This is a genomic window from Mesorhizobium sp. 8 (genome assembly GCF_006351905.1).
Classification (GTDB): Bacteria; Pseudomonadota; Alphaproteobacteria; order Rhizobiales; family Rhizobiaceae; genus Mesorhizobium; species Mesorhizobium composti.
Map to the genome: position 1 here is coordinate 1,338,238 of NZ_CP040914.1, position 17,995 is coordinate 1,356,232.

A 17,995-nucleotide genomic window follows, 5' to 3' on the forward strand; every position below is an offset into this window, starting at 1 on the left:
GATTCATCGCGTCAGGATCATGACTCGAAACGGCAGCTCACCGTTGCAAGCCTTTAGGATGACGGCGATTTCGCCGAAAGAGGACGAAGACCACCATATCTGAGGGAGAAAAATGCCAGCCGGCCTGTAAGCCGGGTTCTGTATGGCCCCTGCCCTTGCAGACAGGAACGTGGCGGCCATTCATCTTGGACGCGCATTGCTGCGCGCCTCACGCAACCTACCCGGACGGCTGGGCCGGAAACAGCCCCGAGGGTTGCCCCTCGCACCGCCCCTATTCGGTTTTGCTCCCGGTGGGGTTTGCCGTGCCGCTCCCGTTTCCGGTCGCGCGGTGGGCTCTTACCCCACCCTTTCACCCTTGCCACGCGTCGCCCCGGAGGACGGGCATGGCGGTTTGCTTTCTGTGGCACTTTCCCTGGGGTCGCCCCCGCCGGCCGTTAGCCGGCACCGTGTCTCCATGGAGCCCGGACTTTCCTCATCCGCAGCCTTTCGGCTGTCGCGGATGCGGCCGCCCGGCCGGCTGGCAGGGCGTATAAAGGGGTTCGCGCGGCAAAACGCAAACGAAAAAGCCGGCGCGGGACGCCGGCTTTCTTGTCTCACACGCAAAAATCAGGCGGGCGAGCCCGCCGAGGCCATCTGAACCTTCACCTTGCGGCAATAGGCGGACGAGATCGGATTCATGCGCGTCGCCGCATGGCCGGCATTGTATTTCAGGATCGTGCCGCAGGTCGTGCCGCCGCCGAGGTCATGCGCCATAGCCAGGTATTTCATGCCGAACCTGATGTTGGTTTCGGGATCGTAGAGACCCTTGACCGAACCGGTATAGCCCAGCATGCGCGCCGTGGCCGGCTTGATCTGCATCAGGCCGACCTCGCCGGCGCTGCCGGTCATGTGCGGCCGATAGTTGCTCTCGATGCTGATGACGGCCTTCGCCAGCGACACCGGCACGCCGTAGCTGGCGGCATAGCGGGCGATGATCGCGCCATAGGGTCCGGCACCCGTCGAGGTGGACGGCGCGATCGATCCCGTCCGCACCGGATCGACGGTCGAAGCACGTGCCGCTGCCGTGTGCCGGCCCTTCTTCTTCACAGACCGGGATTTCGTTGCCTTCTTCGCAACGTGCGCGGATTTGCTCGTTTTCGCGCCGGCGGCGGCTTTCGCCTTGGCCGGACAGCCGAAAAGATAAGGGCACGGTTCTTCACTCTTTGCCGCCTTCGCGGCGGCAGCGGATTTACGGGCGGGCTTGGCGACCGTCGCGGCGGCGGTCGCGTTGCGTCCGACCGTCAGGCTCCTGGCCGCTCCGGCATCCGTGCTGATGGCAAAACTTGTCAATGCGACAGCGAAGGCTGTCGCCAAAAGGGTCGGGGTTTTCATGCAGTCCTGTCGTGTATGGCCGGCGAAAAAGCTTCGCGCGGCCCTTGTCTCGGTTGGATGCCGGATGGGGGATCATAGCCGGCATCGGCGGGGAAGCCGGCACTTGCAGGGCGAATGAGCGCCAAAAATGACCGCTCAAGTCACTTTGCGTGACAGAATGTAATCCGGAACTAATACAGCGATTGCTTGAAGGCCACTACGCGGCAGCTGTAGCGACCGCACGGCGAAGCGTCCGCAGCGTGGAGCCGTCGGCGACGCCGTCGACGCGGCGGGGGCGGAAATGCCGCTGGAACGCCTCCACCACCACCCGCGTGCGGTCATCGAAGACGGCGGTGATGTCGATGCCGTAGCCGTAGAGCGAAAGCAGCGTCTGGAGTTCTTCGACCGCGCCGCCGGCATCACCCTCGGCCAGAACCGCTCCCTGCCGGATCGGCGAGGCCGGCACGAAAAGCCCGACGCCGGCCTCGGCAAGCCGCCGCCAGGGAAACTTCTCGCCCGGATCGACCTTGCGCCCCGGCGCGACGTCGGAATGCGCCAGCACCCGCTCGGGCCGGATGCCGTGGCGTTCGCAAATGCCGGCGCTGAGTGCGATCACCGCCTCCACCTGCCGCTTCGGGAAAGCGCTGTAGCCCAGCACATGGCCCGGATTGACGATCTCGATGCCGACCGAGCAGGAGTTGATGTCGGTGACGCCCTGCCAGAAGCTCTTGCCGGCATGCCAGGCGCGCTCGGTCTCGCGCACCATCTGCACGATGCGGCCGTCCTCATGCACGAGATAGTGCGAGGACACCTCGCTCGCCGGGTCGCACAGCCAATCCTCGGCCGCCCGTCCGGTCGCCATGCCCGTATAGTGGAGGATCAGCATGTCCGGCGCCGACGGCCCCCGCCGCGCCCCGAAATTCGGCGACGCTCGCACCTCGGCGCCCGGCTGGTCGGCGGCGAAGCCGCTCATGCGGGCGCCAGGTCCCGCTCGATCATCTCATAGGCGGCGTTGATCGCCGCCAAGCGTGTCGTCGCGATCCGGATGAATTCCTGCGGCAGGCCGCGCGCGATCAGCCGGTCGGGATGGTTGGCGGCGACGAGCTGGCGGTAGCGTGTCTTGATCTCGGCGAACGGCTTGCCCCGCTCTATGCCCAGCACGACGTAGGGATCGCCCTCGCCGAGATGGACATGCCGGGCCATGATCGTCTGGTAGTGGTTTTCCTCGATCTCGAAAATCTCGGCCACATGATGCAGGAAGCGCCCTTCCCGCTCATGCAGCACGCCGTCTGCGGTCGCGATATGGAACAGGCCGTCGAGGATGTCTTCCAGCATCATGCAGTTGCGATGGCCGGACCCGCACAGCCGCGCCAGCTGCGCCGCATAGGCCTCGTAACCGGCAACGTCCTGCTTGGCGAGATCGTAGAGACGCGCGACGTTGCGCGCTTCCTCGGGCGGGACCTCGAAAATCTCGCGGAAGGCGCGGATCTCGTCCTGCGTGACGATGCCATCGGCCTTCGCCATCTTGGCCGACAGCGCGATCATCGCCACCGAGAAGGCGACGCGCCGCCTGAGCTCGGCGTCGCCGGCAAAGACCGTACGCACGGCCTCCACCATCTCGGCGATCCCCGACGAGGCGGAAGACGACAGGCGGGCGATGAAATCGCCGATACGGCCCCAAATCGACATGCGCGCCCTTTTAGGGCCACGGCATGCGCCTATCAAGCAGGACGTTTTTGCAGACCGGTTCCGCTCGTCACGATGCAGTGAACGCGCAGGGGCGATACGGCAACGCTCCCCGCAAAGAAGAAGGCCGGCGCGAGGCCGGCCTTCCCGATCGGATCAGGGCATCCGCGTTCAGTTCGCCGGGGCGGGCGAACTGGGCGCCGGCTGCGGCTGCATCGTGTTGTCGGCCGGCGGGGTCGCCTCGGGCGTCGCCGGGGCCGGCTGCTCGGTCGCAGGCGGCGTGGTGCTCTGGGTGGTTGTGCTGTCCGACCCGCTGCCGCTATCGCTGCACGCAGCAACGGCCAGCAGGGCCAACGCCGAAACCGACGCGAAAATGAGCTTCCTCATATCTCTCTCCTTCGCAAACAACGCCCGGTCAGTCATTTAACGGGCGGTCGACACCAAAATGCGGCCGCCGCCGTTCGGTTTCGTCACATTGCGTTTCGCGCTGTAACAGCATTCACGAACTTGTGATCCGCGGCAGGAGATCGTGCGACTGTCCCGCCCGCTACTTCAGCGCCTGCATCAGCGCCAGCAAGAGCGTCTGCGGGCGATAACGGAGCTTGGACGGCGTCAGCCCCATGCGCACCACGACAAGCTGCTCGGACGGAATGACGGCGACGGTCTGCCCGTCATGGCCTTCCAGCCAGAAGGTATCGGCTGGCAGGCCGCCTGCGACGCCGGCGCCGGGCTTGTCCTCGTCGCCCGGCGCCTCGATCCACACCTGTCCCTTGCCATAGGCTTTCGAGGCCGACGCCGGCTCGTGCATCCAGCCGACGAAGCCGTCCGGCAGGATGCGGTTGCCGTTCCATACCCCGTCCTGAAGCAGGAACTGGCCGAAGCGCGCCCAGTCATGCGCGGTCGCGTACAGGTAGGAGGAACCGACGAAGGTGCCGTGCTCGTCCGTTTCCAGCACGGCCGAGCGCATGCCGAGCGGAGCGAAGAGCGCCTGCCTGGGCCACGCCAGCGCCTTCGCCGGATCGCCGACCGCGTCCTGCCACAGCCGCGACAGTATGTTGGCGGTGCCGCTGGAGTAGTTGAAAACCGTGCCCGGCTTCTCCGCCAGCGGCTTGGCGGCGGCGAAACCCGCCATGTCGGTCTCCAGATAGAGCATGCGGGTGACGTCCGTGACGTCGCCGTAGTCCTCGTTGAAGGCAAGCCCGCTCGACATCGCCATCAGGTCGGCGAGGCTGATTTCCGCGCGCCCGTCCGCCTTCCAGGCCGGAAAGAGACCTTTCGCGTCGAGGCTCATGCGCCCGTCCTTCACCAGCGTGCCGATGAGGGCGGCGTTCACCGTCTTGGTCATCGACCAGCCGAGCAGCGGGGTGGCTGTAGAAAAGCCTTCGCCGTAGCGTTCGCCGACGATGCGGCCGTTCTTGACCGCCACGATGGCGCGCATCCCCTCGCCCACCAGCGCCGCGTCGTCGAGGACCGCCGCCAGTGCCCGGTCCTGCGAGGCATCCACCTGCTCGCCCTCAGGCCACACCGCCTCGGTGTCCGGCGCGGCCGCCGGCGGCACGGTGGCGCCCAGCGCCTTCACCGCCTCGACATTGCCGTCCGGCGCGTTTGCGCAGCCGAAGCCTTCGCGCGCCACCGCGACACTCCTGCCCAAGATCCACAACAGCCCAGCCGAGACGGTACCCGCCTCGCGGTCGACATTCACCTTCATCAGCCTCAGCAGCGGATGCCCCGGCGCCTGAACGTCGACCGCCAGCACCTCGCCGGGGTCGCGCCCGGCGAGGAAGACATTGGAGCAGACGATCTTGGCGCTGTAGCCGGAGCCGACGCGGATCAGGTCGGGCGGCGCGAGATAGAGCCAGACGAACAGGCCGACGACGGCGACCACCACCAGCCGGACAAGCCACTTGAGCCCCGTCAGCACAACACCCATGTCGCCTCCCCGCAGACCGATTCCGCCATCGATTTGCCGCCATTGCTCCCGCAAATCGACCGGCATGTCGAGCGCCATCAACCGAAAATCAACCATGATGGCCGATGACGCTGGGAGACAGGACGGTGTGCGTGGGGCTGCCGTTCGCCGGGGGATCGCAGGATCACCACAGGATTGAACCCACCAGCGGCCGGCTGGCACCGGCCTTGGACACGTCTGGGGTCGGGAGAGGTCATGCGCCGTTTCGCGGCATTGATAGCGCTGGTCACGCTCGCCGCCTGTTCGACCGCGGGCGGGCTCGCCGACCTGGCACCTTCCGGGTCCGAGACGCCGACGGTGGCGGTGCGCGCGCCGCGCTTCGCCGACGCCGACCCGCACGAATGGGAAAGCGGCGCGCCCTGGACCTACGCCGTCCACGGCACCGACGTCGCCAAATACCAGACCAACATCGATTGGAGTTCGGCGAAAGCCAGCGGCATTTCCTTCGCCTTCGTCAAGGCGACGGAGGGCGGCGACCGCTACGACGAGAATTTCGAGCGCCACTGGGCCGGCACGCGCGCGGCCGGCATTCCGCGCGGCGCCTACCATTTCTTCTATTTCTGCCGGCCGGCGAGCGAGCAGGCCCAGTGGTTCATCGACCATGTGCCGAGGGAGCGCGGCGCCCTGCCGCCTGTGCTCGACATGGAATGGAACCCGCATTCACCGACCTGCAAGACAAGGCCGCCGGCGGCGACCGTGCGTGCAGAAATGAAAACCTTCCTGACCATGGTGGAACGCCACTACGGCAAGAAGCCGATCATCTACACCTCGGTCGACTTCTTCGACGACAACGATCTTTCTACCTTCCGCGGCTATCCCTACTGGCTGCGCTCGGTCGCCGGCCACCCGCGCGAGAAATACGGCAGCCACCCCTTCACCTTCTGGCAGTACACCGGCACGGGCCTCGTTCCCGGCATGCCCGGCCAGTCGGACATCAACGTTTTCAACGGCTCCGAGTCCGCCTGGCGCACATGGCTGCGGCAGAACACCCGTTGACAGGGACCCTGTCGCCTGCTTTTCGGAGCGCGGGATCGCAGCCCGATCCTTGAAGAAGCGATGCAGGCGGACAGTTGCCTCCATCGGCTCGACAGGTTCGGAAGGAAAGCGATGTCCCCGCGCATCACGTTCAGGTGCCACCGGCTGGCTTTGGCGCTGCTTCTGGCGGGCACCGCCTGCACCACGGCGACCGCCTTCGCGCAGGAAGCTCCCGCAACGGCGCCGTCCGTCGCCTGCGGCGGCGATTTCGAGGCTTGGAAGCAGGGCGTCGCCGCCGAGGCCAAGGCTGCCGGCGTCGGCCAGGCCGGGCTCGATGCGCTGGAAGCGGCGACCATCGACGAGAAGGTGCTTGCCCGCGACCGCGCGCAGGGCGTCTTCACGCAGACCTTCATCCAGTTCTCCGGCCGCATGATCTCCGCCTACCGGCTGAAGCAGGGCACGGCCAACCTGAAGAAGTATGCCGAGGTTTTCGCCCGCGCCGAGGCCGAGTTCGGCGTGCCCGCCCCTATCGTCACCGCCTTCTGGGCGCTGGAGACGGATTTCGGCGCGGTGCAGGGCGATTTCCACACGCTGAGCGCGCTGGTGACGCTGGCGCACGACTGCCGCCGCCCGCAGGTGTTCCGGCCGCAACTGGTGCCGCTGCTGACCCTGATCGACCGCGGTACCGTGCCGGCGGACGTGCAAGGCGCCTGGGCCGGCGAGATCGGCCAGACGCAGATGCTGCCGATCGACTATCTCGCCGACGGCGTCGACGGCGACGGCGACGGCAAGGTCGACCTGCGCAACAGCGTGCCCGACGTCATCATGACGACAGCCAAGAAAGTGCAGATGAAGGGCTGGAAGGCCAACCAGCCCTGGATCGAGGAAATACGCGTGCCCAAGGTCATGGACTGGAGCCAGACCGGCCGCACCAACAAGCTGCCGCTTTCGCAATGGGCCGAATGGGGCGTGACGCGGCCGGACGGTTCCCCTCTCCAGGACAACGGTCTGAAAGCCGGCATCGTGCTGCCGATGGGTCACAAAGGCCCGGCCTTCCTCACCTACGAGAACTACGACGTCTATATCGAGTGGAACCAGTCGGCGACCTATGCGCTGACGGCGGCGGTGCTTGCCTCGCGCTTCGCCGGCGCGCCGGCCTACAACCCCCGCGATCCCGATCCGGGCCTCGACCAGGCCGGCATGAAGGCATTGCAGACGAAGCTCGAAGCGCGCGGCTACGACGTCGGTACCGTCGACGGCATCCTCGGCACCAACACCCGCGAGGCCGTGCGTCAGGAGCAGATGCGGCTCGGCCTGCCCGTCGACGGCTGGCCGACAGCGGAACTGCTGGGAAAGCTTTAAAGAGAGGGGAATAAGGCAGTAGAAGCGGGCGAACATACTGCCCTATTGCCCTATTGCCCTATTGCCCTATTGCCATATTCCCTTACTCCCCTAATCCGCCATCGTCTCCAGGCTGGCGAATCCCTGCGGCGCGTCGCCCTCGTCGAACGGCGTGGCGATCTCGACGAAGGTGTCGGGATAGAAGCCGTTGAAGCGCGTCCTCAAGGACAGCGAATAGGCGCCGATATGGCCGATCTCGATCCAGTCGCCGGTATCCACCGTTTCCGGCAGCCAGAACGGGCGTGACAGGATATCGACGGAATCGCAGGTCGCGCCGCACACCTTGAACGGCACGATATTCTTTTCCGAGCCGTTGCGGTTGCGGATCGCCGGATCGGGAATGAAGCGCGCCGGCAGCGTGATCTTGCCGGTCCACGAATCCGACAGCGAGGCCCAGATGCCGTCGTTGATGTAGAGCCGCCTGCCCTTGCGCATGAGCACGCGCACGATCAGCGACAGGCAGCGCGCCACGATCACCCGGCCGGGCTCGGCCACCAGCGGCATGTCGGCGAAGCCATATTCCGTAAGGTCGCCCGAGAGCCGCGACATGATCTGGCCGAGCGACGGCATCTCGACCGCCTTGCGGTTCGGATCGTGGCCGTATTCGGCCGGGAAACCGCCGCCGACGTCGAGCCCCGCAAGGTCGAAGGTCAGCCTGTTGCGCACCCAGTCGGCGGAGGCCAGCGCGCGCTCGTAGGTATCGGGGTCTTCGATCTGGCTGCCGACATGGAAGCAAAGCCCGACCTTGTAGCCCGTCCGGTTGAGCCGTTCCGCCAGTTCCACCGCGTTCGCCGGCCCGGCGCCGAACTTCTTCGACAGTTCGTAGGCGGCGTGGCCCTTGGTCTGCACGCGCACGAACACCGTGATGGCGCCGGGATCGATGTCGAGCGCGCGCACCACGCGCGTCAGCTTGGTGATCTCGTCCTCGTGGTCGATGGCGACGACGCGGATGCCGTATTCCTCGAGTGCCAGCCTTATGTGCGACTGCGCCTTGACCGGATGCATGTAGAGCATTTCGGCATTCGGCGAAACGGCCCGCACGGCGGCGAATTCGCCGGGCGAGGCGACGTCGAAGACGGTGACGCCGGCTTCGGCCAGCGCCTTTAGTACGATCGGCTCGCCGTTGGTCTTGACCGCATAGGCGGTCCTGCCGGGAAACATCTCCATGAAACGGCGGGCGTCCGTCTTCAGCACCTGCGGCCGGAAGCAGTAGACGGGATCGTCGGGGCGAAGCGCCAGCGCCGCCTCGCGGGCATTGTCGAATCGTTGCATGGACGTTTCCTCGGGCGATGGGGCGGCAATCTAGGGCAAGCGGCGGACAAGGAAAACCGTCTGCAACGACTTCTCAACCATTCGTTTTTATAGAACGATAAAAGCGATATAATGAGTTGGATCGATATTTTGGAATGAGCGACAGCATGGCTGAAAACAAACGGACCTTCAGCCATGAACGCTCACACACCGCCTCCCGCAGCACGTCGCCTGCCGGACGAGGCTCTCAACCCGCCGCCGGCCTCCGGGCCAATCCAGGCCAATGTCACCCCGGATCTCTTGCCCGGCCTCGGCCTGACGGCGACGATCGCGCTGGCCGCCTTTGCGCTGCGGCTGGTGCCGGGCGTCTCGGCACTGAGCCCGATGATCCTGGCGATCCTGATCGGGCTGGTCTTCCACAATCTCGTCGGCACGCCGGCGCGGGCCAAGCCCGGCGTGCGGTTCGCCTTGCGGCCGGTGCTGCGGCTGGCCATCGTGCTACTCGGCCTGCAACTGACGGCGGCGCAGGTCGCCGAAGTGGGAGTGCGCGGCCTCGCCGTCATCGCGGCGACGCTTTGCGCTACCTTCCTGTTCACGATCTGCCTTGGCAGGGCGATCGGCGTGGAGCGCAAGCTCGCCCAGTTGATCGCCGCCGGCACCTCGATCTGCGGCGCGTCGGCGGTGATCGCCGCCAGTTCCGTAACCCGCGCCGCCGACGAGGACGTCGCCTATGCGGTCGCCTGCGTGACGGTCTTCGGCTCCATCGCTATGTTCGCCTATCCGCTGCTTCCGGCGGTGCTCGGGCTTTCGCCGCATGCCTACGGCCTGTGGGCCGGCGCCTCGATCCACGAGATCGCCCAGGTGGTCGCTGCCGCCTTCCAGGGCGGCCAGGCGGCCGGCGAGTTCGGCACCGTCGCCAAGCTCAGCCGCGTCATGCTGCTGGCGCCGCTGGTGCTCTGCCTCGGCTTCGCCGAAGCCCGCCGCGCCGGCAGGACCGGCGACCGCGCCGAGACCGCCAGGACGCCCATTCCGTGGTTCGTGCTCGGCTTCATCGCCGTCGTGGCGCTGAACAGCGTCCTGCCACTCCCGCAGGCCGCGACGAATGTGGCTTCGACCATCACGACCTTCCTGCTCAGCACAGCGCTTGCCGCCATGGGCCTGGAAACCGACATCCGCAAGCTGAAGGCCAAGGGCCTACGCCCGCTGCTGCTGGGCCTCGCAGCCTTCCTGTTCATCGCCGGCTTCAGCCTGTCGCTGATCCTGGCAATGGGTTGAACCGCATTCGTGCTCCCGGCACGACCCTTGCCGGGAGCCTGCGGTGACGCTCGAACAGCTGCGCATCTTCGTCGCCGTGGCCGAGCAGGAACATCTGACCCGCGCCGCCCGCGACCTCAACCTGACCCAATCGGCCACCAGCGCCGCCATCGCGGCGCTCGAGGCGCGGCACGCGACACGGTTCTTCAACCGCGTCGGCCGCCGCATCGAATTGAACGAGGCCGGCCGGCTGTTTCTCACCGAGGCGCGGGCGGTGCTGGCGCGCGCCGCTTCCGCCGAGGCCGTGCTGGCCGATCTCGCCGGCCTGAAGCGCGGCTCGCTGCATCTCATCGCCAGCCAGACCATCTCCAACTACTGGCTACCGGGCGTCATGCACCGCTACGGGACCCGCTTTCCCGGCATCGCGATGCGGTTGACCATCGGCAACACCGAGCAGGTGGCGGCTGCCATCCATGACGGGCTGGCCGACCTCGGCTTCGTCGAGGGCGGCATAGACGACCCTGCCCTGTCGATCCTGCCGGCGGCGGACGACGAGATGGTGCTGGTGGTGGGTGCCGGCCACGCCTGGGCCGGCCGAACAACCATCGCCGCCGCCGAACTGACGGCGACGCGCTGGGTCCTGCGCGAGCGCGGTTCCGGCACGCGCGCCGTGTTCGAGGAGGCGCTGCGCGGCTTCGGCCTGGAGCCGGCGCGGCTCGACGTCGCTTTCGAGCTGCCGTCGAACGAGGCCGTGCGCAGCGCCGTCATCGCCGGCGCCGGCGCGACCGTGCTGTCGCGCGTCGTCACCGACGCCGCCGTGGCGGCCGGACATCTCGTCCAGATCCCGCTCGCCTTGCCGCCCCGGCAGTTCCTCGCCATCCGTCACAAGGAACGGCACCTGACCCGAGCGCAGGAGGAGTTCCTGGGCCTGATGCGGGATCATGGAGCGGAAACGGCGACCTGAACGGCTTCAGCCGGAAGGGAATGCCCGCCATCGTCGCGGCAGCCACGTCTTGTCATGGGCTGGTTTCGGGTGGCGCCCCACCGTCAGGCCCTTATGGCTTCCAACGAAGGCGCAAGCCGGATCGCAGGAGGTTCGTGAAATGGCCGTGACCGATCAGGCAGCACAACGAGGTCCCATGAGGCTCGCCGATTGGAGCCAGCTCATCCTGCTCGGCGCCATTTGGGGCGGCTCGTTCTTCTTCGCCCGCGTCGCCGTGGCGGAAATGCACCCGCTGGTGCTGGTGCTGTTTCGCGTGGCGATCGCAGCCGCGGCACTGCAGGTCTATCTTGCCGTCCGCGGCCCCTCTTTCCGGCTGGCCCTGCCGCATGCCGGCCTGTTCTTCCTTCTGGCGCTGACCAACAACGTCATCCCCTTCTCGCTGATCTTCGCCGGGCAGACCGAGCTCGGTGCGGGCATCGCCGCGATCCTCAACGCGACGACGCCGTTCTGGACGCTGATCGTCGCCAACGCGATGACCGCCGACGAGAAACTCTCCTGGAACAAGCTCGCCGGCATCGGACTCGGCATCGCCGGCACCGCCGTCATGGTCGGCCCCGGTGTGCTTGCCGGCCTCGGCGGACCCGTCTGGCCGAAATTCGCGCTGATCGGCGCCTCGCTGTCCTATGCCTTCGCCCTGATGGTGGCGCGGCGCCTGAAAAGCGTGCCGCCGCCGGTGCTGGCGACCGGACAGCTCACCGCCTCGACCGTCATCATGGTCCCGGTGATTCTCCTGACCACCGGCCCCGCCGGCCTGTTCTCGGCCAGCGTGCCGGTATGGGCGGCTGTGCTCGGGCTGGCGCTGCTCTCCACCGCCTTCGCCTATATCCTCTATTTCAATCTCGTCGCCTCGGCCGGCGCCACCAACGCCTCGCTGGTCACGCTGATCGTGCCGGTCAGCGCCATCCTGCTCGGCATCGTCTTCCTCGGCGAACGCATCGAGATGTTCGAACTCCTCGGCATGGCGCTGATCGCGCTCGGCCTCGTCACCATCGACGGGCGGTTGCTGATACGAAAATAAGGCGGTTCGTCACAATTTTTGCACAAGTCGATAGCCGGCGATTAATCAGGGATTTCAACGGGCAACCGGGTACCGCTGGTCGGAAATTCCACAATGCTGTCGCATTGCAGCACATTTTACCCTTGCCTGTGGCCCAAATGCCCCTAGACTCCACGCATAGCTTTATCAGAGGAGGCTATCCATGGGACTGACCAAGCCACTTAACGCTCTGATGATTTGTTTTGCGTTTGCATTCATCGGTGCCCTTATCGTGGGGGTTCTTCCATAACCCGCCAGTAGGAAGACAACCTGGACGGCACACTCCAAATCACTGAAAAGGCCGGGTTTTTACCCGGCCTTTTTGATTCCCGGCCGAGCGCCGCCTACGCCGCGGCCGACCCTGCGGCCTCGCCGATCCCACGCTCCGAAGGTTGCGAGCGGATGCCGATCATGTGGCAGATGGCGAAGGCGAGATCGGCGCGATTCATCGTGTAGAAATGGAAGTCGCTGACGCCGCGTTCGACCAGGTCGAGAACCTGTTCGGCGGCCACCGCCGAGGCCACCAGCGCGTGCGTCTGCGGGTCGTCGTCCAGCCCCTCGAACCGTTCGGAAAGCCATGCCGGCACATGGGCGCCGGCGCGGGCGGAAAAATTCGCCACCTGCCTTATGTTGTGGACCGGCAGGATGCCCGGCACGATCGGGATGTAGATGCCGGCCCGCCGCACCCGCTCGACGTAACGCTCGTAGATGTCGTTGTCGAAGAAGAACTGCGTGATGGCGCGGGTGGCGCCATTGTCCACCTTGCGCTTCAGCATCTCGATATCGGTGGCGAAATCCGGGCTTTCGGGATGCTTTTCCGGATAGGCGGAAACCGAGATGTCGAAGTCGCCGTGCCGCTTCAGCGCCGCCACCATGTCGGCGCCGTTGGCGTAGCCGCCCGGATGCGGTTGGTAGCGCGTGCCGACGCCCGCCGCCGGGTCGCCGCGCAGCGCCACGAAGCGGGTGACACCGAGATCGACGAACTGGCGGATCACCTGGTCGACGCTCTCCTTGTCGGCGTCGATGCAGGTCAGGTGCGCGGCCGGCGGCAAGGCCGACTGGTCGAGGATGCGCTTGACCGTGCGGGCGGTGCGCTCGCGCGTCGAGCCGCCGGCGCCGTAGGTGACGGAGACGAAATTCGGCTTGAGCGGTTCCAGCCGCGTCACCGTCTCCCACAGCCTTGTCTCCATCTCGTCGGTCTTCGGCGGGAAGAATTCGAAGGAAACGCGGATCTTGTCGCCGATGTCGGGCCGGCGCGAAAAGCGGAACTGGTTCATCAGGCGACTTCCCCTATGGGACGCAGGGCGGCTTGGGTATCGTTGGACGGATCGGCGATCAGCATGCGGCGGTCGCGGCCGAGCCAGAGCTTGACGGTGAGCTTCGCGCCGGTACCGGGGCGCGGCTCGAAATCTTCCTTCTGTTCCAGTTCCAGTCCCGCCTCGGCGAACCAGTCGGCGATCTGGCGGTCGGAGAAGCCGAGCCGCTGGTGGGCATGGTCGTTGCGCAGGAACTCCAGCGCATGCGGCGCGAAATCGACGATGACGAGCCGCCCGGACGGACGCAGCAGACGCGCCGCCTCGGCGATCGCCCGGCCTGGGTCGTCAAGGTAATGCAGCACCTGATGGATGGTGACGAGGTCGAAGGCGTCGCGCTCCACCGGCGGCGAGAAGATGTCTCCCTGCCGAACCTGCGCGTTGGCGACACCCGCCTTGTCGAGATTGGCGCGCGCCACCGAAAGCATCTCGCGCGACATGTCGATGCCGACGCCGCGCCGGTAGAGCGGCGAAAAGATCTCGAGGATGCGCCCGGTTCCGGTGCCGAGGTCGATCATGGACTGGAACGGCCGCTTGCCGACCAGCTTCAGCAGTGCTGCCTCCACCGCCTTGTCGGGCGCGTGCAGCGAACGCAATTCATCCCAGCTTGCCGCGTTGTCGGAGAAATACTCGGCGGCGCGCTCCTGCCGGCGGCGCTTGACGGCGGCCAGCCGCTCGAAGTCGCGCTCCACCTGCGGGTCGGTGGCGCGGATATCGGCGACCAGCCTGAGCACGAATTCGCGCGCCGAGTCGGCATCCGACAGGCGAAAGAACGCCCACGATCCTTCCTGGTAGCGGCCGATCAGTTCGGCCTCCAGCAACAGCTTGAGATGGCGCGATACGCGCGGCTGCGACTGGCCGAGGATTTCGGTGAGGTCGGAGACGGTGAGGTCCCCGCGCGACAACAATACGAGGATACGCAGTCGGCTGGATTCGGCCGCCGCCTTCAATATATCTACCATCGTGTCGAGCGCGACGTGCATGCGGCAGTCTCCGAAAAAGATATAAACATATCTTTATGTCGATTTCGCGCCCGTTGCAATCACCAATGTCGCAGCCGGACAGGAAAACGGCGCTGGCGTGCGATGGAAAAGGGGTCGGGAGGGCGCGATGTTTGAGAACCGCGAAGGCGAACGGCAACTCGAAACCGATCCGGCGACGATGCCGGCCGACGCCCATCTCGTCTTCATCGGCCACATCGCTTCGCCGTGGACGCGCCGCGAGGACTGCCCGAAGAACATGCGCGCCGCGCGCGAGACCGGCCGGCCGGCGACCTTGACGGTCGACGCGCCCTACCGCGAGGGCCTCGCCGGACTGGAAGGCGTCAGCCATATGGCGATCCTCACCTGGCTGCACCACGCGCCGCGCCACCTGATTGTCCAGAAACCGCGCCATGCCACGGAACCCAAAGGCGTTTTCGCCCTGCGCTCACCCGTGCGCCCCAACCCGATCGGCCTGCACATCGTGCGTCTGGTCGGCCTCGACGCGGAATCCGGACGGCTCGATCTGGAAGCCATCGACGTGCTGGACGGCACGCCGGTCATCGACATCAAGCCCTATTTCGCCTCCGTCGATTCGGTGCCGGATGTCGTCGTCGAGCGAGCGGACAGATGAGCGCGCCGACCGGCCGCCGGCGCGCGCTCGCCAGGGCGCTGACGCTGCTTTTGCCGATGGCGCCCTATGCCGACATCGAAAAGATCCGCGCCGATGCCGGTGCCGTCCACATGAAGACGCTGCCGCCCTCGGTCGCCGCCTGGCTGGCGACCGTCGCCCATGTCCGCCACGCCCACACCGACTACGAGACGCTTCTCGAGGAAGGCTACGACCGCGACGCCGCCCGCTTCTTCGTCATCGACCGCATCAACGCGGTGCTCACCTCCTGGCGCGCCACCCGCCTGCTCGATCCGGACGACGAGGACGCCTGAGCCGGCATGGCTCATAGGATAGCGGCCCTCTGCCGCTTGGCCCCGCCCCCATAACCGCCCACCCTTCGCGAAAGAAAAGCACGAGCAAAAGGAGAGAGGCATGGATCAGCCCGTCACGCCGTCGAGGCCGCTGCCTCGCCTTGTCGAGCGCCATACCGACCCGCATGCCTATCCCGAGGGCGTCGCCTTCCTCGACGGACAGTTCGTGCCGATGTCGCAGGCCAAGGTCTCGGTCCTCGACTACGGCTTCCTGCATTCCGACGCGACCTACGACACGGTGCATGTGTGGAACGGCCGCTTTTTTAGGCTAGACCTGCATATCGAGCGGTTCTTCGGCGGACTCAAGCTGTTGCGCATGAGCATCCCGTTCGACCGCGAGGCCGTGGCCGGCATCCTGCACGACTGCGTGGCGCTTTCCGGCCATCGCAGCGCCTATGTCGAAATGCTGTGCACGCGCGGCGCCTCGCCGACCTTCAGTCGCGACCCGCGCGACGCGGTGAACCGCTTCATGGCCTTCGCCGTCCCCTTCGGCTCCGTCGCCAATGCCGAGCAGATGAAACGCGGCCTGCACGTCGCCATCAGCGACCGCGTGCGCATCCCGCCGGCGTCGGTCGACCCGGCGATCAAGAACTACCACTGGCTCGACCTCGTGCGCAGCCTCTACGACGCCTACGACCGCGGCGCCGAAACGGCTCTTGTTCTCGATTTCGACGGCAACGTCGCCGAGGGGCCGGGCTTCAACGTCTTCACCGTCAAGGACGGCGCGCTGACAACGCCGGCGGTGGGCGTGCTGCCCGGAATCACCCGCCGGACCGTCTTCGACCTCAGCGCCGAGACCGGCCTGCCGGCTCGTGCGGCGGCCCTTTCCGTGGCGGCCCTGAAAGGCGCGGACGAGGTGTTCATCACCTCGACGGCCGGCGGCATCGTGCCGGTGACGAAGATCGACGGCGCGCCCGTCGCCGGCGGCACGGTCGGGCCCGTCACCGCGCGGCTGAAGACGCTCTACTGGGAACGGCACGACGACCCCGCCTGGTCGACGGCGGTGCGCTACCCCTGAAACCGCCGGTTCTCAGCCGCGATAGATCCACTGCTCGGGAATGCGGAGGGAAATCTCTTCGCCGGCCCTGACGGTGCCCGGTTTCTCCACCCAGGCGACCAGCCCGCGCAAGCGTTTGGCCAGCTTGGCGAAGGCGAGCGCACCGGCTTCCGGATCGGTCATGCCGGCGCGCTCCGCCATCAGACGGCCGGCGTAACGGCAGGGATGGTTCTGCGCATCGACTTTCAGCGTCGCGCCGCCCTTGAAGAACAAAAGTGTTCCGGCCGGCAGCATGGAAAGGTTCGGCACGCCCTCGATGACGAGGTTGGCGCCCACCCATTCCGGCTCGATGGCCGCGATGCCCATGCGCTCGGCCACCACCGCCAACTCGTCCGCCGCGATGAGGGAAATCTGGCGCGCGTTGCGCATCTCGGTGCCGCGCGGATACCACGGCTCGCGGCCGCCGGCCCGCCGCGTCATGCCGGCGTGAAAATCGCCTTCTATGCCCGTGAAGCCGAACACCAGTTCATCGACCGCGCGCGTCTCGAAATGATCGCCCGTCGCGCTGTAGATGCCGGCGACACGCGCCGCGAGTTTTCGCACCGGGACGATCTCGTCCCCCGCCCCGGCCGGCACCAGGTCGAACATCGCGGCCCGCCCGGTCACATCATCCTCAGCAGCGCGCCGCCGATGGAATAGCCGGCGCCGAAGGCGCACAGCAGGCCGAAATCGCCTTGTCTCAGGTCGGCATGGTTCTCCGCCAGGGCGACGACCGCGCCGGCGCCCGCCGTATTGCCAAGCCGGTCGAGCACCATCGGCGCGCGGTCGTGGCCGACCTCGTGGCCGAAGGCGAGTTTCAGGATCATGGCGTTCATGCGCGCATTGGCCTGATGCAGCCAGAAACGGCGGATGCCTTCCGGCGTCAGCCCGTGCTCGGCCAGGAAATCGATGATGAAGCGATGGCCGGCGATGGTGACTTCCTTGAACACCTTGTTGCCGACCTGCCTGATCATGTGGCCTTCGAGATCGATGACCCAGGGATTGTCGAGGCCGGTGCGCGTCAGGTAGCCGAGATTGGTGCGGATGTTGCTCGACATCTGCGTCCAGGTGCGCGTGTCGAGCACCTCGAAGCGGCCGGGCCGCGTCTCGCCCTCGCCGATCGCCTCCACCACCATGGAAACGGCTGCGTCGCCGAAAATGAAATGCGTCTGCCGGTCGCGGAAGTTGAGATGGCCGGTGATGATCTCCGGCACCACGACCAGCACGCGCTTCTGCGCGCCGGTGCGCACGAGGTTGACGGCGACGTGAAGTGCGGCCGCCGCCGAGGAACAGCCGAGCCCCATGTCGAAGCCCGCTCCCCTGGTGCCGAGCGCCTGCTGCATCTCGATGGCGATGGCCGGATAGGGCCGCTGCAGGTGCGAGGACGAGCAGATCACCATATCGACGTCGGCCGGCTCGACGCCGGCATTTGCAAGCGCCTTGCGCGCCGCCGCCATCCCGAATTCGGCCTGCAGGGAAAGCGCCTCGTCCGGCCGGGGCGCAATGCGCGGCGCCATGCGCGCCGGATCGAGGATGCCTTCGCGCTCGACGACATGACGCTGGCGCACGCCCGAGGCGTGGACGATGAAAGCGGCATCCGACTTCTGCAGCGGCGGTTCGCCGCGCGCTTCGCGCTTCGGGTTCTCGGCGTCCACCCAGGCGTTGAAGGAGGCGACAAGCTCCTCGTTGGTGATGACCGGCTCCGGGATCTCGACGCCGATACCGCTGATGATGGTGCGATTCATGTCCGGTCCCGT

18 protein-coding genes and 1 other RNA gene are annotated in these 17,995 nt (G+C 66.7%); 8 read left to right on the forward strand and 11 right to left on the reverse strand.

Translation table 11 applies throughout. The annotated features are described in order from the left end of the window. Window positions 1-111: 111 nt before the first annotated feature. The 6 genes from rnpB to FGU64_RS06360 form a co-directional block, all read right to left on the reverse strand. Window positions 112-521, reverse strand: an RNA gene (rnpB, locus tag FGU64_RS06335) — RNase P RNA component class A. A gap of 85 nt (window positions 522-606) precedes the next feature. Continuing rightward, complete coding sequence (locus tag FGU64_RS06340) at window positions 607-1,371, reverse strand: transglycosylase SLT domain-containing protein (RefSeq protein WP_139951387.1); 765 nt, start codon at window positions 1,369-1,371, stop codon at window positions 607-609. 196 nt (window positions 1,372-1,567) lie between these two features. Next, window positions 1,568-2,323, reverse strand: a complete 756-nt coding sequence (locus FGU64_RS06345) for an N-acetylmuramoyl-L-alanine amidase (protein WP_139951390.1) — start codon at window positions 2,321-2,323, stop codon at window positions 1,568-1,570. After that, window positions 2,320-3,039 (reverse strand): DnaJ family molecular chaperone, encoded by a 720-nt coding sequence (locus FGU64_RS06350; protein WP_139951394.1) that lies wholly within the window; start codon window positions 3,037-3,039, stop codon window positions 2,320-2,322. The genes FGU64_RS06345 and FGU64_RS06350 overlap by 4 nt, the downstream gene beginning before the upstream one ends. Window positions 3,040-3,207: 168 nt before the next feature. Further along, a complete protein-coding gene (locus FGU64_RS06355; protein ID WP_136352848.1) occupies window positions 3,208-3,423 on the reverse strand; it encodes a hypothetical protein in 216 nt (71 codons plus the stop codon). A gap of 160 nt (window positions 3,424-3,583) precedes the next feature. After that, window positions 3,584-4,966: a serine hydrolase gene (locus tag FGU64_RS06360; protein ID WP_139951397.1), complete on the reverse strand. Its 1,383-nt coding sequence runs from the start codon at window positions 4,964-4,966 to the stop codon at window positions 3,584-3,586. A 234-nt stretch (window positions 4,967-5,200) separates the two neighbouring features. Here FGU64_RS06360 and FGU64_RS06365 point away from each other — a divergent pair, with 234 nt between their 5' ends. Both FGU64_RS06365 and FGU64_RS06370 read left to right on the forward strand, forming a co-directional pair. After that, window positions 5,201-6,001 (forward strand): GH25 family lysozyme, encoded by an 801-nt coding sequence (locus FGU64_RS06365; protein WP_139951400.1) that lies wholly within the window; start codon window positions 5,201-5,203, stop codon window positions 5,999-6,001. Between the two features lie 111 nt (window positions 6,002-6,112). Further along, window positions 6,113-7,342, forward strand: coding sequence for a lytic murein transglycosylase (locus FGU64_RS06370; RefSeq protein ID WP_139951402.1), 1,230 nt, complete (start codon window positions 6,113-6,115; stop codon window positions 7,340-7,342). Between the two features lie 90 nt (window positions 7,343-7,432). On the opposite strand, the gene FGU64_RS06375 is transcribed toward FGU64_RS06370, so the two are convergent. Beyond that, on the reverse strand, window positions 7,433-8,653 hold the full coding sequence (locus FGU64_RS06375) for an alanine racemase (RefSeq protein ID WP_136352841.1): 1,221 nt from the start codon (window positions 8,651-8,653) through the stop codon (window positions 7,433-7,435). Window positions 8,654-8,827: 174 nt separating this feature from the next. Between FGU64_RS06375 and FGU64_RS06380 the strand changes: the two genes are divergently transcribed. From FGU64_RS06380 to FGU64_RS06390, 3 genes are all read left to right on the forward strand, one after another. Next, window positions 8,828-9,907 carry a YeiH family protein gene (locus tag FGU64_RS06380; RefSeq protein WP_139951406.1) on the forward strand — a complete coding sequence of 360 codons (1,080 nt, stop codon included), beginning with the start codon at window positions 8,828-8,830 and terminating at the stop codon, window positions 9,905-9,907. Between the two features lie 43 nt (window positions 9,908-9,950). Continuing rightward, complete coding sequence (locus tag FGU64_RS06385) at window positions 9,951-10,850, forward strand: LysR family transcriptional regulator (RefSeq protein WP_139951409.1); 900 nt, start codon at window positions 9,951-9,953, stop codon at window positions 10,848-10,850. A 139-nt stretch (window positions 10,851-10,989) separates the two neighbouring features. Continuing rightward, a complete protein-coding gene (locus FGU64_RS06390) occupies window positions 10,990-11,907 on the forward strand; it encodes a DMT family transporter (protein ID WP_139951412.1) in 918 nt (305 codons plus the stop codon). Between the two features lie 362 nt (window positions 11,908-12,269). On the opposite strand, the gene metF is transcribed toward FGU64_RS06390, so the two are convergent. Together metF and FGU64_RS06400 are read right to left on the reverse strand one after the other, a co-directional pair. Next, window positions 12,270-13,202, reverse strand: coding sequence for a methylenetetrahydrofolate reductase [NAD(P)H] (metF, locus tag FGU64_RS06395; RefSeq protein WP_139951414.1), 933 nt, complete (start codon window positions 13,200-13,202; stop codon window positions 12,270-12,272). After that, a complete protein-coding gene (locus FGU64_RS06400) occupies window positions 13,202-14,221 on the reverse strand; it encodes a metalloregulator ArsR/SmtB family transcription factor (RefSeq protein ID WP_139951417.1) in 1,020 nt (339 codons plus the stop codon). The genes metF and FGU64_RS06400 overlap by 1 nt, the downstream gene beginning before the upstream one ends. Before the next feature lie 127 nt (window positions 14,222-14,348). Here FGU64_RS06400 and tsaA point away from each other — a divergent pair, with 127 nt between their 5' ends. The 3 genes from tsaA to FGU64_RS06415 all read left to right on the forward strand — a co-directional run bounded on the left by tsaA (window position 14,349) and on the right by FGU64_RS06415 (window position 16,220). Next, window positions 14,349-14,852, forward strand: a complete 504-nt coding sequence (tsaA, locus tag FGU64_RS06405) for a tRNA (N6-threonylcarbamoyladenosine(37)-N6)-methyltransferase TrmO (RefSeq protein WP_139951420.1) — start codon at window positions 14,349-14,351, stop codon at window positions 14,850-14,852. Next, a complete protein-coding gene (locus FGU64_RS06410) occupies window positions 14,849-15,163 on the forward strand; it encodes a DUF2293 domain-containing protein (RefSeq protein ID WP_139951423.1) in 315 nt (104 codons plus the stop codon). The genes tsaA and FGU64_RS06410 overlap by 4 nt, the downstream gene beginning before the upstream one ends. A gap of 100 nt (window positions 15,164-15,263) precedes the next feature. Further along, window positions 15,264-16,220, forward strand: coding sequence for an aminotransferase class IV (locus FGU64_RS06415; RefSeq protein WP_139951426.1), 957 nt, complete (start codon window positions 15,264-15,266; stop codon window positions 16,218-16,220). 12 nt (window positions 16,221-16,232) lie between these two features. Here the strand turns inward: FGU64_RS06415 and FGU64_RS06420 are convergent, their stop codons facing one another. Then, window positions 16,233-16,847: an MOSC domain-containing protein gene (locus FGU64_RS06420; protein WP_139955277.1), complete on the reverse strand. Its 615-nt coding sequence runs from the start codon at window positions 16,845-16,847 to the stop codon at window positions 16,233-16,235. Window positions 16,848-16,861: 14 nt separating this feature from the next. Beyond that, on the reverse strand, window positions 16,862-17,983 hold the full coding sequence (locus tag FGU64_RS06425) for a beta-ketoacyl-ACP synthase III (RefSeq protein ID WP_139951429.1): 1,122 nt from the start codon (window positions 17,981-17,983) through the stop codon (window positions 16,862-16,864). Window positions 17,984-17,995: the final 12 nt, after the last annotated feature.